This window comes from Leucobacter chromiireducens, from assembly GCF_003917135.1.
Classification (GTDB): Bacteria; Actinomycetota; Actinomycetes; order Actinomycetales; family Microbacteriaceae; genus Leucobacter; species Leucobacter chromiireducens_A.
The window spans coordinates 1-15,226 of sequence record NZ_RPDI01000020.1 but is presented as its reverse complement, the minus strand read 5'-3'; the positions used below and the strand labels follow the sequence as shown (position 1 = coordinate 15,226).

Sequence of the window (15,226 nt, the reverse complement as noted above, 5' to 3'; positions counted from 1 at the left end):
TAGCGCGGGCGGCGCGGCCCACCTATACTCCGGACTATAAGAATTCGATTCATCGTGAATCCGTATCACTATTATCCGAAAGGATCATCTATGACCTCGCCCTCCCCGGCCCCTCGCCTGATTGACGCCATCAAGCCATACGAACAGCTCATCCTCAACGCCGAGGTGACCATCGAGGATGAACGCCGCGTGCCAGACGAAGTGACGGACGCTCTCTACGAGTCCGGGATGTACCGGGCGTTCATGCCGCGCGAGCTCGGTGGGCTCGAGGTCCACCCCAACGAGTGGCTCGAAGCGGTCGAAGAGGTCTCCCGCCTGAACGGCTCTGTTGGCTGGCTCTGCATGCTCCACACGGGCGCCACCTGGGCGACACCGGAAGCGATGCATGAGATCCTCAAGACCGAGCGCTGGATCACCGCGGGCAATGTGGGCCGCGCAAGTGGGATCGCCCGAAAGGTCGAGGGTGGATACATGATCCAGGGCAAGTGGCCGTTCTGCTCAGGTTCCCCCGAAGCGAGCTACCTCTACGGTCGCGCCGTGCTGCACAGCGAAGATGGCGAGCCGCTGACGAGCCCACGTGACGGGCTGCCGTACTACATCTCCGGGTATGTGCCCGCCGCACACGTCCAGGTGCACAACAACTGGAACGGCCTCGGACTGCGCGGCACCGGCAGCGGCGACATCACCATCGACGAGGTCTTCGTACCGAGCGCGATGGTCAACGAGACTGGCATCTGGACCCACCACTACGATTCACCGCTCATGCGCGCGAACTTCAATCTCGCTGCCCACGCCGCCCACGCACTTGGACTCGCAGTCGCAGCGGTCGAGGAGTTCACGAAGACAACACTGATGCGCGCACGCCGCGGCTCGTTCCGGCAGGCTCGGCTCGGCAAGGAGCAGAGCAACTACATCGCCGTGGGGAAGGCGGACGCGAAACTGCGTGCTGCCCGCCTCTTCATGCGTGACGTGATCGAGCAGGCCTTCGCCGACGCGCAGACGAAGACTCACATCGACTACGAACTTCGCGTGCTCATGCACGAGGTCAACGTCCACGTTGTCGCCGAGGCACGACAGGTCGTCGAGATGATGTTCAAGGAGATCGGCGCGGTCGGCACCGTGAAGGGCCTCCGCATGGAGCGCATCTTCCGAGACATGATGACGGCATCGCAGCACGCGATTGTGATCGAGTCTTCCTACGATCGCGCCGGCCAGTACTGGCTGACCAAGGATCTCGAGTCCGGCCCACTGCTCGACGTCGAGTTCGGGTACGTGCGCCCTCCGCACCCGCAGAACCAACACCGCAGCCAGGCAACTGCCGCGGTCGGCGCGGACACTCAGTGACACGCTCCGGCGTCGTGCTCCTGGCCGGTGGCGCAAGCGCCGCCGGCCAGGCGGTTGCGCGCGAATTGCACCTCCGGGGCACACGCAGCATCATCGCGAGCCGATCGGCCGCAGAGCTCCCTCCCGCCGATTCGACGACCTGCGCCACGGTGGATCTCACCGACCCGACGGACGTCGCTGCGCTGCGTGCAACGCTCAACGATCAGGGCGTCGCAGTCGACCGAATCGTGCATCTGGTCGGCGGCTGGGCCGGTGGCCGAGACATCCCCGGCCAGTCGGAGGAGCGCTACGCGATGCTCGCCGCCTCATTCACCGCACTTCGCAACGTGACGCGAGAATTCCACCCGGACCTGTGCGCCGCGCAGGCCCCTCGGCTCATCTCGGTCAGCTCACCGCTCGCCCACACCCCAAGCCCGAACAGCGCAAACTATGCGTCGGTGAAGGCTGCGACCGAGGCTTGGACACTCGCTGTGAACGCTTCCCTGCGAGCCGCGACACCCGAAGGGGCCGGTGTGGTCGTTGTCACCGACGGCCTCGCTGAGCGCGAGGAATCGTTCGCGCGCCTCGTCGCCGATCTCATGGAAGCGCCAGCCGATCGAGTCGCCGGAGTGCGCGTTCGGCACATCTAGCGAGCATTCCCCGCACCCATTGCGGCACACCCACCCGGCCCCTTCGCACCCTAAGCGATTCGGCGTATCCAAGCCCGCATTCCGAAGTCGGGCTTGGATACGCCGAATCGCTTGGCGTGGGCCGCCGGGCGGCCACGCAACGCGCTCAGGACACCGCGCGCACGCGCTCCAGGCCGGGCGTCGCGGCCGACTGGCCGTGCACAATCGCGCGCCCATCGCCGTCGACCGCGACGAACACGATCTCGTCGAGCGTGAGGATCTCCTCGTCGGTGACCGCGTTCGTGACCCGGCAGGCGAGCGTGATCGACGTGCGGCCGAACTTCACGACCGAATACTCGAGCTCGAGCAGATCTCCGCGGTCGGCGCGCGAGATGAAGTCGATCGCCGAGACGTGGCGCGTCACGACGTCGATGGTGCCGAGCTGCGTGATCGCCATGATCGCCGCTTCCTCGTCCACCCACTGCAGCAGCCGGCCGCCGAACAGGGCGCCGTGCTGGTTGAGGTCCTCGGGTTTGACCCACTTGCGCACGATGTGCCGGTAGTCGCTCATGGCGTCAGCCTAGTGCGCGCGACGGTGCGTGAGCCTGGGGCGCGCTACTCGGAGTCGGCGATGATCCGCTCGATGATCGGGATCGTGTCTGCCCTGCTGTGCTCGACATGCGCGAGCGCGAGGGCCGCTGCGCGTTCCACCTGCCCGCGGACGATCGCGTCGCAGAGCTCCTGGTGTTCGCGGTGCAGGTCGGCGTCGTCACGCTCGTTCGCGATGTTGAACAGCCGCTTCACGCGCCCCTGGATCGGCACCATGAGGCCCTGCAGCAGGGTGTTGCCAGCGAGCTCGACGACAGCGGCGTGGAAATCACTGGTCGCGCCGACGATGGCGCGCGCGTCGGTGCGCTCGGTGGCCTCTTCGGCGCTGCGAAGCGCCGCGAGGAGTTCGATGCCGTCGGCACCATCGGCGCAGCGGGCAGCAGCGAGCCGCGCCGCGAGCACCTCAAGGGATGCGCGCACGTCGAACAGTTCGACGACGTCGGCGAGCGCCATCGGGGCGACGACCGCCCCGCGTCGTGGCAGCGTGCGGATATAGCCCTCGGCCTCCAGCCGCGGAAACGCCTCGCGAATGGGCACACGGGAGACGTTGATCTCCTCGGCGAGGTCTCGTTCGCGGATGCGGCTCCCGGTGGGGAGACGTCCGTCGATGATGCGGTCTCGCACCCATTCGTAGACGGCCTCGCCGCGCGACAGTGGTGCGTCGAGCCGCAGCGTGTCCGCCGAGTCATTGTGAGGCATCCGCGCCGCTCCTGTCCGTTCGCCCTCGCTCGCGAGGGACGCTTCCATGATGCCCGCCGCCGGAGCGGAGGCCAATTTCATTCATTTTGGCATTCCAAATTCGGTTCCAACAAGCGCTAAATGCCCCTGATTTCACCTATTCGCGGTTTTTGGCATACAATCCTTGCGTGGTTCGCGCAGCGGACCCACCCGGTCGTCCACCAGAGCAAAGGAGTCTGTGCATGACCACCACCGCCAAAGCCCCCGAGACCGCCCGCCCGCGCACACTGAAGCGCGAGCTCGGTCTCCCCGCACTGATCGCGTACGGTCTCACCTCGATGGGGGTGCTCTCCGTCGTCTCGGTGTACGGCCCGGCGACCGCGCTCAGCGATGGCCACCTCCCGGCAGCGTACGTCGCGGCGATCCTCATCATGCTGTTCACCGCGCACAGCTACGGCCGCATGGCCGCGCATGTGCCGATCACGGGCGGCGCGTACGCGTACGTCACCCGCGCCTTCGGGATCGCCCCGGGCTTCCTCACCGGCTGGGTGATGCTGCTCGACTACCTGTTCCTGCCGATGGTGAACTTCCTGCTGTTCGGGCTCTACTTCAACAGCCTGTTTACGGCGGTCCCCGCCTGGGTGGGCACGCTCATCTGCATCGCCATCGTCGCGGTGCTCAGCGTGATCGGGGTGACCTGGATCAAACGCATGAACAGCGTGGTGATCGTCGCGTCGGTGCTCGTGATCGTCGCGTTCCTCACGCTCGCCGTGCTGAACGCCCCGGACCTCAGCCTCGAGGCCGTCATGACGCCGCTCACGATCGGTGACGGCGGGATCGGCCCCATCCTCGCCGCTGCGGCGATCGTGGCGTTCGCGTTCCTCGGCTTCGATGGCGTATCGACGCTCGCGGAGGAGACCCGCGATCCGCGCAGGAAGATCCCGAAGGGCATCGTGCTCGCCACGCTCTTCGCGGGGCTCGGCTACCTCGCGTTCTCGATCGCCGGCAGCCTCATCGTCCCGGATTGGCGCACGCTCGACAACCTCGACGCCGCAGGCACCGAGCTCATGCAGCAGGCGGGTGGCGACACGCTCATGGTGATCTTCGTAATCGTCAACGTCGTTGGCATCGTGCTCTGCGGCACCGCGGCGCAGATGAGCGTCAGCCGCGTGCTGTTCGCGATGGGGCGCGACGGCATCCTGCCCGCGCCGCTCGCGCGCCTGCACCGCCGCTTCCGCACGCCGTTCGTTGCGGCGCTGCTCGTCTCCGCCGTCGCCCTGGTCGCGCTCTTCATCACGCTCGATCAGGCCGTGTACATGATCAACTTCGGCGCGCTCGTCGCCTTCGCGATGGTCAACCTCGCGACGATCAAGGTGCTGTTCGTCGACCTCCGTCTGCGCAGCGGCTGGGGTCTGGTGCGCCATCTCATCATGCCGCTCATCGGCTTCGTGTCGATCGCGTGGCTGTGGACCTCGCTCGCCCCGTTCACCTACGTCCTCGGGGGCGCCTGGCTCGTCATCGGTGTGGCGATCTACCTGGCGCGCAAACGGAAGCACGGTGGCGCGCTCGCGCTGCAGCTCGACGGCGAGGCGACGGAGACGATGCCGACGCTGCCCTACCGCGACTAGCGCGCGAGCCGCGTGAGCGCCGCGGTGGCGGGGGCCTCGGCTCCCGGCAGCGCGGCGCTCACGCGCGCACGGACGTTCAGCTGAGCCGCGGGAACACGGGCGGGAACAGCTGCTCGGGATCGCTGCCGCCCGCTGGCGCGAGCGCGTCGCGCTCCGCGTACGCGGCGCGCAACCGCTCGAAGATGCGCTGACCATCGGCGCGCAGCTGCCGCGCGTCGAGGCCGGGGATCTCGCCGTCGCGCATCACCACGCGCCCGGCCACCATGCTGAAGTGCGCGTCGCGCCCCGTCCCGGCGAGGGTGAGCGTGCGCAGCGGATCGTCCACCGCACCCATGCGCAGATCGGCGAGCGAGAACGCAACGAGGTCGGCCTGCGCGCCCACCTCGATCCGCCCGAGGTCGCGGCGCCCGAGCGCGGTCGCGCCGCCCAGCGTGGCCGCCTCGACGTACTCCGCGAGGAGCCCCATCCCGAGGTCCCCGTGCTGGGCCTTCGAGATCTGCACCCCGGTGTCGATTGCGCGGATGAGGTCGGGCGGGAACGAGTCGGTGCCGAGCGCGATGTTCACCCCGGCGGCGAGGTACTGGGAGAGTCGCTCCAGGTGGAACGCGTAGCGCGCGTTGGTCACCGGGCAGTGCACGATCGACACCCCGGCCTCGGCGAGCCGCGCGAGATCGCCGCGATCCTCCCCGTGCACGTCGGGGTGGACGTCGAGGTACACGCCGTGAGCGAGGATCAGCCGCTCGGAGAGCAGGCCGGTGCGCGCGAGCAGGCCGAGCGGCGTCGTGCCGCGCTCGCGCGCGAGGATCCCGATCTCCGAGTCGAGCCCCTGGGTCGCGTGCACGCGCACGCGCACGCCACGCTCGGCGGAGAGCTGCGCGGTGCGCCGCAGCAGCTCGTCGCTGACCGTCTCCACCCGGCACGGCACGAGCACGCCCGTGACCAGGGGGTCGGCGAGCGCCGCCGCGGTGTCCAGGAAGCGCTCGGCCTCGGCGAACGCCGCCTCGCCCTTCGCCTCGTCCCAGTGGATGCCGTGCGTGCCGTCGGCGCGCGTCACGTGCACGCCCGAGCGGTAGGAGGGGCCGAGGAAGACGCGGATGCCGAGCTCGCTCGCCGTGCGCGCCGTGTCCAGGAGGTCATCGTGGGTCTCGGCCCATGCGCCGTGCACCTCCGAGGAGATCGGCATCGCGGTGGTGATGCCGTGCAGGATCAGCTGCACGAGCCCGTACCGGCGCAGCGTCGACCGCTCCGCGGGGGTGAGCACCTCGCGCGGCGCAGCCGCGTATGCCTCCGACCACTCCAGCCGCGCCTCGTGCTCGGGGCTCCACCACGAGTCGAGGAGCAGGTGGTCGATGTCGACGAGGCCCTCGAGGTCGATCAGGCCGGGCATGAGCACGCTCTCCCCCAGCTCGATCACCTCGTCGGCGCGCGCCGCGAGCGCGTCACCCGCCGCGCCCCGAGCGACGTCGATGACGCGGTCGCCTGCGACGAGCACAACCGCGTCGCGCAGCTCGGCGAACCGCGGCCCAGCTGGCCCGGCCGACACCGCTGGCCCGGCCAGCCCGGCCGGCGCCGCGACGATGGCGTGCGAGCTGCGGAGTGCGGTCGTCCTCACGAGGCCAGCTGCTCTCGCCGCTTCGGCGTCCACCCCGGACCGGGCACCGCGGCGCGGAGCGCGCGCGTGTACGGGTGGGTGGGGTGTGCGAGCAGCTCCGCGGTGTCGCCGCGATCCACGACCTGCCCGTTCTCCATGACGATCATGCGGTCCGAGATCTGATTCACGACCGCGAGGTCGTGTGAGATGAACAGGTAGCTGATCTGCCGCTCGGCCTTGATGTCGGCGAGCAGGTTGAGGATCTGCGCCTGGATCGACACGTCGAGCGCGGCGACCGCCTCGTCGAGCACGATCACGCCGGGGTCTGCGGCGAGCGCGCGCGCGATCGCCACGCGCTGCCGCTGCCCGCCGGAGAGCTCGCGCGGGTAGCGGTCGAAGAAACGCTGCGGCAGGCCAACCGCGTCGAGGATCTCCTGCGCGCGCTGGCGCACCCCGCCGCGGGCCGCGCCGGGCGCCGCGTGGAGGCGCAGGTTCGCGGTGATCACCTCGCCGATGCGCTGCCGCCCGTTCAGGGAGGAGTACGGGTCCTGGAACACGTACTGCACCTCGCGGGCGCGGGCGCGCCGCTCGCGCAGGGAGCGCGGGGCCCCTGTGCGGTCCTCGCCGCTGATCGCGATCGCCCCTGAGGTGACGGTCTCGAGCCCAACAATCATGCGGGCCACGGTGGTTTTCCCCGAGCCTGACTCGCCGACAATCGCGAGGCACTCGTCGGGCATGAGCTCGAACGAGACGCCGTCGACCGCGACAACGTCCTCGCCGCGGGTGCCGCGCGGGGCGGGGAACACCTTGCGGAGATCGCTCACGGTGATGAGTGGGGCGCCCGAGGGCTCGGTGGTGCGTGCTGCGTCGGTCACGGCGCGGTCCTCTCCTTGAGTTCCTGGTGCAGTTCGAGCGAGTACTCGAGCACGGGGAGGCGGTCGAGCCGCTCCTCGATGCTCGGCCGCGCGCCCATGAGCTCGATCGTGTACGGGTGCGTTGGCGCGTCGTAGACGTGCGCGCCCTGCTCGACGATCTCGCCCGCGTACATCACGGCGAGCCGATCGCAGCAGGCGTTCGCGAGCTCGAGGTCGTGCGTGATGAAGAGCAGCGCGAGCCCGCGCGCGCGGCGCTGCTCGTCGATGATCGCCATCACGTCGGACTGCGCGGTGACGTCGAGCGCGGTGGTCGGCTCGTCGGCGAGGATCAGCTGCGGTTCCGCGAGCAGCACGCTCGCGATCATGACGCGCTGCAGCAGGCCGCCCGAGAGCTCGTGCGGGTACTGGCGCAGGCGGCGCTCCGGGTGGCGCACCCCCACCTCGTCGAGGAGCTGGATTGCCCGACGCTCCACGTCCGCGCGCGGCAGCCCGCGATCCCGCACGAGCGCCTCGGTGAGGAAGTCGCCGACCGTGTGCACGGGGTTCACGTGCGCGCGCGGGTCCTGGAAGATCATGCCGACCTCGCTCGCCCGGTACTTCCGCAGCCGCTCCCGGCTCATCCCGAGCACGGACTCCCCCGCGAAGCGGATGTCGCCCGTGGTGCGGAAACCGTCGGCCAGCATGCGCATCACGGCGCGGGTGGTGAGCGACTTCCCAGACCCCGACTCGCCGACGAGGCCGAGCGCCTCGCCGCGGTCGAGGGTGAGGCTGACCCCGTTCAGGAGGTCGAGCCGCCGGTACTTCGTGACGAGGCTCGCGTGCAGCCCGTCGATTTCGAGGAGTGGTGCGTTCAACGGATGCTCCTGGTGTTCGAGGCGAGCCGGTCGCCGATGACGGTGATGCTCCACACGATGAGCACGATCGCGAGCCCGGCGGCGATCGCCTCGAGCGCCTGGCCGCGCAGCAGCGAGTCGAAGCCGCTCTTCACCATCAGACCGAGGTCAGCGGTGGGCGGCTGCACACCGAGGCCGAGGAAGGAGACCGCGGCGAGGTCGATCACCGCGAAGCCGAGCGAGGACACCGCCTGCGCGACGACGATGGGCTGCACGTTCGGGAGGATCTGCGTCAGGCTGATCCCCACCCCCGACTGTCCCTGGAGCCAGGCGGCCTGAACGTACGGCATGCCGCGCTCGCGGAGCGCAGCGCCGCGCACCACGCGCGCAACGTATGGGATGTACCCGATCGACAGGCCGACGACGACCGTGGGCAGGTTCGGCCCGAAGATCGCAACGGCGATCAGGGCGAACACGATGCCTGGCACCGAGAACAGCACGTCGAGGACCCACGAGATCACCGTGTCGACGCGGCCCCGATTCCACGCGGCGATCAGCGCGAGCGCGGTGCCGACGACCGTCGCGATGAGGATCACGAGCGTCGGGCCGAGCAGCGTGATCCTGGCGCCGAACATGAGCCGCGAGAGCAGGTCGCGCCCGAGCGCATCCGCTCCGAGCAGGTGCTGCGCGCTCGGGCCGGAGAGCGCGGCGAGCAGGTCGGGGAAGTCGGGATCGTACGGCGCGAGCCAGGGCGCGAGGAGCGCCGCGAGCACGAACACCGTGAGCACGGCGGCCGCGATGATGCCGGTTGGCCCGAGCTTGCGGCCCACGAGGGTGAGGCGGCCGGGATCCTGCGCCGCGGCCTTCCGGAGGGCGATCTGAGTGGTGCTCGGTGCGGTCATTGCGTGCTCCCCAGCTGGATGCGCGGATCGATGATCGTGTACAGGAAGTCGACGATCGCGTTGATCACGACGAACGCGACAACGAGCACGAGGATGACCGCCTGCACGACGGCGAAGTCGCGCTGCAGGATCGCGCGCACGAGGAGCGAGCCGAGGCCGTCGAGCGCGAACACGTTCTCGATGACCACGGCGCCGGCGATGAGCGTCGCGACCGTCAGGCCGAGCACCGTGGTGATCGGGATCAGCGCGTTGCGCAGAATGTGCCTGCGCACGATGAGGTTTGTGCGCAGGCCACGCGCCACGGCCGTCTGCACGTGCTCGCGGCCCGCCTCCTCGAGCACCGACGCGCGCGTGATGCGCGCCTGGTACGCGGTGCTCGCGACGGCGAGCGCCGCGGCGGGGAGGATGAGGTGGAAGAGAGTGTCGAGCCCCCCGCTGCCGCTGCCGTTGGTCGGGAACCACCCGAGCCCCACCGCGAACACGCTGATCAGGGCGACGCCGATCACGAACGCCGGGGTGGCGAGGCCGAGCGTCGCGAGCGTGGTGACCACCTGGTCGGCCCAGCCGCCGCGCAGCGAGCCGAGGAGCCCGAGCCCCACGCCGAGCACGGCGATGATGAGGGTGGCGAGCGCGATCAGCGCGACGGTGGTGCCCACCCGGCCGCCGATGAGGTCGGCAACCGGCTGGCGGTACACGACCGAGTCGCCGAGGTCGCCGCGGACGAGGTCACCGATCCACGCGAAGTAGCGCACGAAGAACGGGTCGTCGAGGTGGTACTGGGCCGTGACCCGAGCGATCTGCTCGGGGGTCCCGCCCCGGGGGCCGAGCACAAAGCTCAGCGGGCTCCCCGGGGCGAGGTACAGCATGCCGAAGACCACGAACGAGGTCACGAGCAGGACGAGCAGGAGGCTGCCCGACTTGCGAAGCAGGAACGAGGGGATCGACACGCGTTACTCCACGCCCCCGATGGTGGCCGCCCAGGGGTAGCCGAGGTACGCCGAGGACGCGGTCGCGCCGGAGATGCCGGTGTTCTGCACGAGGATCACGGGCAGGTCACCCATGGGCAGCCACGGCAGGTCGCGCGTGATCTTCTCCTGCGCTGCGATCGTCAGCTCGGCCCGCTTGACCGGGTCGAGCGTCGCGCGCGCCTCGGTGAGTTCCGCCGCAGCGCCGTCGTACTTGATGAAGTTGTTCGTGCTGTCCGGCATGAACGTCGTGTACACGTCGAGCGGGTCGGTCACGTTCCCGTAGTAGGTGGTGAAGAAGCCGTCGAGACCCTCGCGCGCCTTCGGGTCGAAGTACAGGTTGCCGAACTGCTCGACCGGGATCACCTTCGTCTCGATCGTGAGGCCGATGGCCTGCCCCGCGGCCTGGATCAGGTTGGCGGTCTGCTCGTGCACGGCCGAGGAGCCCTGCACGCCGAGTACGATGGGCGCCGACACGTCGCCGGCCTCCGCGAGCAGCGCCTTCGCGCGCTCGATGTCAGGCTGCAGTTCGTAGCCGTCGTACGCCTCCTGGAAGAGCGCTCCCGCCTCGTCGTCGGCGTAGTACGCGGGGCCGGTGAGCACCGGCGACGGGATCGCGGCGCCCTGGAACACCACGTCGGCGATGGCCTGGCTGTCGATCGCGGCGAGCAGCGCCTCGCGCACCTTGGGGTTCGAGAAGGTGCCGGTCTCCTGGATCGCGCGCAGCGACCAGAAGATGTAGGACTTGCCGAAGGTGATGCTCGCGTCGCTGCCCTCGAGCTGGCTCAGGCCGGCGGGCGGCAGGTAGAAGAACTGCCCGTCGACGTCGCCGGAGCGGAGGGCGTTGATCGCGGTCGACTCGTCGGCGATGAAGCTGAACGACAGCTTCTCAACCTTCGGGATCAGGGCTTCGTCCCAGTAGTTCTCGTTCTTGACGAGGGTGATCGCCTTGCCAGGCTCCCAGGAGTCGAGCTGGAACGGGCCGGTGCACATCATGCCGCCCTTCGGCGTGCCGAACTGCTCGCCTGCGGCCTCGGCCGCGGCCTGCTGCACGATCGCGCCGGCGGCGCTCGACATACCCTGCGCGAAGAGCGCGTCGGGCGTGCTGAGCGTCACCGTGACCTCGGCGTCGCCCGTCTGCTCAACGGACGCGACGTTCGCGAAGTAGTCGGTCCAGTAGGTTGGCGCGTCGGCGCCCACCTGGCGCTCAAGCGAGTACACCACGTCGGCCGCCGTGAGCGGGGTGCCGTCCCAGAACGTGACGCCGTCGCGCAGCGTGTACACGTAGCTCGTGTCGCTCGGGGACTCCACCTTCTCGGCGAGCGCGTTCTCGATCTCGAGCTCGGGCGTGATGCGCGTGAGCCCCTCGCACATGTTCGAGTCCACCGTGTTCTCGGCGTAGTTGAACGAGAGCATCGGGTCGATCGACATCGGCTCGTACGGGAGGTTCCAGGTGATCTCCGGCACCGCGGCGGTGCCGGCTGGCGTGGTGGTGGCGAGCTTCGCCGGGTCGAGGTCGAAGGCGGCCTTCCCGGAGGCGGTGCTCGCGGGGGCGCCACCACCACCGCCGGCGCATGCGGTCAGTGCGAGCGCGGCCGCGGTGGCTGCTCCGAGCAGCGTGAGACGTCGAATGGACACGGGGACTCCTTTGTTCCGGTGAGGGGTACTGCGGTGTTCAGTGGGTGGGAGTGAGGGGTTCGAGGGAGGGGCTCAGCTGGGCGGCCGAGGCGGACCGCCAGCGCGGCCGCGCGCTAGCTGAGCACGACGCCGCCGCGCAGCACGCGCGTTGGGGCCGGCCGATCGACCACGAGCTGCGCGATGCTGTCCGCCACGAACTCGAGGCGCGTGTCGGAGTCGGGGCCAGTCCACTCGGCCAGCTCGCTGATGCCGAGCATCTCGCCACCCGCGAGCGAGGCGATGCGGAATGCGCGCTCCAGCTCCGCGTCGGTGATCGCGCCGGTGCGGTAGGCGAGGAGGTGTGCGCGGTCGACCATGCTGCCGGTGCCGAAGGGGCTCCAGGAGTCGCGCACGCCGTCCGAGCCGGCGACGAGCCGCACGCCGTGCCGCTCGAAGCGGTCGATGTTCGGCACCGGATCCGGCCCGAGCGCGCAGCTTGCGATCCAGATCCCGGCCTCGGCGACGCGGTCGAGGGTGTCGGGCAGGCTAGGCAGCGTCTCGTCGCACAGCGCGAAGGCGTGGCCGATCGTGACGCGCCCCTGGCGGCCAGCTGCGACCGTGCGGCGCGCGATCTCGCGAATCTGCGCGAGGCCGTCCTCGCCCCCGTCGTGCAGGTGGATGTCGATGTCGCGCCCCTTGCGCTCGGCGAGCCCGAACACGGCGTCGAGGTGGCCGTGCAGATCGCCCTCGATGCCGCCAGGATCGATCCCCCCGACGAGGTCTGCCCCGGCGTCGAGCGATGCCGCCATGACGTCGAGCGTGCCCGGGTTGCGGAGCAGGCCGAACTGCGGGAACGCGACGATCTGCACGGTCAGGCCGGGCAGCCGCTCCGCGGCGGCGCGCACGCCCTCGACGTTGCGCACGCCGAGCTCGCTCGCGACGTCGACGTGCGCGCGCATCGCGAGTGTGCCGTTGCGGCGCGCGTTCGCGAGCAGCGCGTACGCGCGCTCCTCGACGCTCTCGGTGAAGTCGAACTGCGTCGCGCGGTCGTTGGCGATGAGCTCCGCGAGATCGTGCGCGGGGCGCCGGGACATCCACGCGCTGCCCCAGGACGTCTTGTCCGGGTGGATGTGGCCGTCAACGAGGCCGGGGGTCGCCAGCACCGCGGGAGCCACTGCGTCGGGGGTCGCCGTCATTGGAGGACCTTTCTCGGGGATTCTGCGGGGAAATCCGGCGCCAGCCTGGCGCCGAACCACTTGTCAGACATATGATAACCATATAACCAACCGCAGCTGCAAGGATAGATACCGTGCGACCCATTCACCGACGATCGCTCGTCGACACCGTTGTCGATGAGCTGAAGCGCGAAATCAGTGCCGGCCGCTGGGCACTCGGCGACCGCCTGCCCTCCGAGGCAGAGCTCACCACCGCCCTCGGCGTGAGCCGACCCTCCGTGCGCGAGGCCGTGCGCTCGCTCGTGCAGCTCGGCCTCCTCGAGACCCGGCAGGGCGACGGCACCTACCTCATCGCCACCGATCCCACCCAGGTGGCGCTCCGCCGCGCCATCCACTCGGCCGACGGTCGCGAGGTGATCCGCGTGCGCCGCGCGCTCGACGCGCTCGCCGCGCGCGAGGCCGCGGAGTTCCGCACGGCGGCCGACCTCACCGAGCTCGAGGCGCACCTCAGCGCGCGCGCCGCGGCCATCGCGGCCGGCGACGCCGACGGCTTCGCCGACGCGGACGTCGCCTTCCACCTCGGCATCGCCGAGGCCTCGGGCAACCAGCTGCTCACCGACCTCTACGCAAGCTTCGACACCTCGCTCAGGGAGTCCGTTGCCGACGCGTCCTGCCTCACCCAGCGCCACGACCCCGACCGGGCCGACATGCACGATGCGCTCTTCCAGGCCATCGCCGCGCAGTCACCCGACGCGGCGGCGGCAGCGGCGCTCGGCGTGCTGGAGCAGCAGGAGCGTCTGCTCGATGAGTCGGACTGAGCGGCGCCGGGCCGCGGCAGCCGGGATCCTGATCCTGGCGGTGGGCCTCAGCGTCCGGTTTCCCATCACTTCAGTCTCCCCGCTCCTCCCCGAGATCGGCGCCAGCTACGGGCTGAGCGCCGGCGGCCTCGCGATCCTGAGCTCGCTTCCCGTGCTCATGTTTGGCGTCGCCTCCCCGTTCGCCCCGCTCCTCGTGCGCCGGCTCGGACTCGCCCGCGCCATCACCGTCCTGCTCGCGCTGCTCGCCACGGCAACGCTGCTGCGCCCGCTGTCGCCGCCGCTCCTGTTCGCCGGGGTGATCGTCGGCGGCATGACCATCGCGCTGCTCGGCGTGCTGGCGCCGCAGGTGATCCGGCAGGCGCTCGCGCGGCGTGGCGGCTTCTGGACGGGGGTCTACACCACGTCGTTTGGCATCAGCGCCGCAGCGGGTGCCGGCCTCGCCGTGCCGCTCTTCCACCTGTTCGACGACCGCGCGGCCCCGGCGCTCGCGGCGTGGGGTATCCCGTTGCTCATCGCGCTCGGGCTCTCGCTCGGGCTCGGCCCAGCGCTCGGTGCGCGGGCGCACGGGGGCCAGCAGCCGCCGACCCAGTCGCTCCGCGGCCTCCTCCGCACCCCGGGGATCTGGGCCGTCACCGGGTTCTTCGGCTGCCAGGCGCTGATCTACTTCGCGCTCACCGCGTGGCTGCCAACGATCGCGATCGACCGCGGGATGAGCCCCAGCCAGTCGGGCATGCTGCTCGCCTGGCTCAGCATCGCCGGCCTCCCCGCCTCGCTCATCGCCCCGACGCTCGCGTCCCGCCCGCGGCTGCGCACCCCGCTCATCATCGGCGTTGCGGTGCTCTCCGGCGTGAGCCTGCTCGGCCTCGCCTTCGGCCCGATCTCGCTCGCACCGCTCGTGGTCGCCGCGCTCGGCGTCGCGCAGAGCGGCGCGTTCGGACTCGCAATCGCGCTCATCGTGTTCACCGCGCCGAGCGTAGCGGCGACCGCGAGCTTCTCGGCCGTGAGCCAGGGCGTCGGCTACGCCTTCGCGGCGACCGGGCCGCTGCTGCTCGGGTTCCTGTCGCAGGCGGGCCTGCCCTGGTCCGGTTCGCTCCTCCTGCTCGTCTCCGTGGCGGCGGTCGAGCTCGTGTTCGGGGTCGCAGGCTCGCGCGCGTCCCTGCGGCACGGCGCCGACCCGGCCCCGTCACCGTAAGCTGGAGCCATGCTCACCCTCGCCGGAATCCTGCTCCTCGTGAACGCCGTCTACAACATCGTGGTGTGGCCGCGCTTCTGGAGCCGCGTCGCGAAGGATCCGCGCGCACGCGACGAGCAGGGCCGCCCCACGCGTTTCCTCACCGTGCACGCCGTGCTGATCGGGATCGCGCTGCTGATCGCCGTGGTCTCGGCCATCGCCAGCGTGATCGCGCTCGTGCAGGCGTAACCGCCGCACGAGCGCTCGGGCTACTCCTCCTCGTCGAGCGACTCGGCGTCGTCCGCCGCGTCCTCATCGTCGCCGTGCGGGTGCCCGGCGCTCATGTGGGTCGCCGGTCCGAGGTGCGAGGCGCCGCCCTCGCCCACCCAGCCGTCGCCCGGGGTGCGCGCTG

15 protein-coding genes are annotated in these 15,226 nt (G+C 70.3%); 6 read left to right on the top strand and 9 right to left on the bottom strand.

Annotated elements, in window-relative coordinates; translation table 11 throughout:
- Positions 1-90: 90 nt before the first annotated feature.
- A complete protein-coding gene (locus tag EGM46_RS10175; RefSeq protein WP_125100043.1) occupies positions 91-1,344 on the top strand; it encodes an acyl-CoA dehydrogenase family protein in 1,254 nt (417 codons plus the stop codon).
- Complete coding sequence (locus EGM46_RS10170; protein WP_164512861.1) at positions 1,341-1,973, top strand: SDR family NAD(P)-dependent oxidoreductase; 633 nt, start codon at positions 1,341-1,343, stop codon at positions 1,971-1,973. The genes EGM46_RS10175 and EGM46_RS10170 overlap by 4 nt, the downstream gene beginning before the upstream one ends.
- Before the next feature lie 145 nt (positions 1,974-2,118).
- Here the strand turns inward: EGM46_RS10170 and EGM46_RS10165 are convergent, their stop codons facing one another.
- Positions 2,119-2,523, bottom strand: a complete 405-nt coding sequence (locus EGM46_RS10165) for an acyl-CoA thioesterase (RefSeq protein WP_125100041.1) — start codon at positions 2,521-2,523, stop codon at positions 2,119-2,121.
- Positions 2,524-2,567: 44 nt separating this feature from the next.
- Positions 2,568-3,260 carry a GntR family transcriptional regulator gene (locus tag EGM46_RS10160; RefSeq protein WP_125100040.1) on the bottom strand — a complete coding sequence of 231 codons (693 nt, stop codon included), beginning with the start codon at positions 3,258-3,260 and terminating at the stop codon, positions 2,568-2,570.
- A 221-nt stretch (positions 3,261-3,481) separates the two neighbouring features.
- Between EGM46_RS10160 and EGM46_RS10155 the strand changes: the two genes are divergently transcribed.
- A complete protein-coding gene (locus EGM46_RS10155) occupies positions 3,482-4,867 on the top strand; it encodes an APC family permease (RefSeq protein WP_125100039.1) in 1,386 nt (461 codons plus the stop codon).
- Between the two features lie 76 nt (positions 4,868-4,943).
- On the opposite strand, the gene EGM46_RS10150 is transcribed toward EGM46_RS10155, so the two are convergent.
- From EGM46_RS10150 to EGM46_RS10120, 7 genes are all read right to left on the bottom strand, one after another.
- A complete protein-coding gene (locus EGM46_RS10150; protein WP_241156287.1) occupies positions 4,944-6,479 on the bottom strand; it encodes a chlorohydrolase family protein in 1,536 nt (511 codons plus the stop codon).
- Entirely contained in the window at positions 6,476-7,333 is an 858-nt protein-coding gene (locus tag EGM46_RS10145; RefSeq protein WP_125100038.1) for an ATP-binding cassette domain-containing protein, read from the bottom strand. Before EGM46_RS10145 ends, EGM46_RS10150 begins: the two co-directional genes overlap by 4 nt.
- Positions 7,330-8,187: an ABC transporter ATP-binding protein gene (locus EGM46_RS10140; RefSeq protein ID WP_241156286.1), complete on the bottom strand. Its 858-nt coding sequence runs from the start codon at positions 8,185-8,187 to the stop codon at positions 7,330-7,332. The genes EGM46_RS10145 and EGM46_RS10140 overlap by 4 nt, the downstream gene beginning before the upstream one ends.
- Complete coding sequence (locus EGM46_RS10135) at positions 8,184-9,068, bottom strand: ABC transporter permease (RefSeq protein WP_206427552.1); 885 nt, start codon at positions 9,066-9,068, stop codon at positions 8,184-8,186. The genes EGM46_RS10140 and EGM46_RS10135 overlap by 4 nt, the downstream gene beginning before the upstream one ends.
- On the bottom strand, positions 9,065-10,015 hold the full coding sequence (locus tag EGM46_RS10130) for an ABC transporter permease (RefSeq protein WP_241156285.1): 951 nt from the start codon (positions 10,013-10,015) through the stop codon (positions 9,065-9,067). Before EGM46_RS10130 ends, EGM46_RS10135 begins: the two co-directional genes overlap by 4 nt.
- Before the next feature lie 3 nt (positions 10,016-10,018).
- The gene (locus EGM46_RS10125; protein WP_125100037.1) at positions 10,019-11,671 is read right to left on the bottom strand and encodes an ABC transporter substrate-binding protein; all 1,653 of its coding nucleotides are present in this window, start codon (positions 11,669-11,671) and stop codon (positions 10,019-10,021) included.
- A 113-nt stretch (positions 11,672-11,784) separates the two neighbouring features.
- Positions 11,785-12,846 carry an amidohydrolase family protein gene (locus tag EGM46_RS10120; RefSeq protein ID WP_125100036.1) on the bottom strand — a complete coding sequence of 354 codons (1,062 nt, stop codon included), beginning with the start codon at positions 12,844-12,846 and terminating at the stop codon, positions 11,785-11,787.
- Positions 12,847-12,959: 113 nt separating this feature from the next.
- On the opposite strand from EGM46_RS10120, the gene EGM46_RS10115 reads away from it, so the two are divergent.
- The 3 genes from EGM46_RS10115 to EGM46_RS10105 are packed head-to-tail and all read left to right on the top strand — an operon-like array spanning position 12,960 to position 15,063.
- Positions 12,960-13,643 (top strand): FadR/GntR family transcriptional regulator, encoded by a 684-nt coding sequence (locus tag EGM46_RS10115; RefSeq protein ID WP_125100035.1) that lies wholly within the window; start codon positions 12,960-12,962, stop codon positions 13,641-13,643.
- Positions 13,630-14,835 carry an MFS transporter gene (locus tag EGM46_RS10110; RefSeq protein ID WP_164512860.1) on the top strand — a complete coding sequence of 402 codons (1,206 nt, stop codon included), beginning with the start codon at positions 13,630-13,632 and terminating at the stop codon, positions 14,833-14,835. The genes EGM46_RS10115 and EGM46_RS10110 overlap by 14 nt, the downstream gene beginning before the upstream one ends.
- A gap of 9 nt (positions 14,836-14,844) precedes the next feature.
- Positions 14,845-15,063 carry an SCO4848 family membrane protein gene (locus EGM46_RS10105; RefSeq protein ID WP_125100033.1) on the top strand — a complete coding sequence of 73 codons (219 nt, stop codon included), beginning with the start codon at positions 14,845-14,847 and terminating at the stop codon, positions 15,061-15,063.
- The last annotated feature ends 163 nt before the right edge of the window (positions 15,064-15,226 follow it).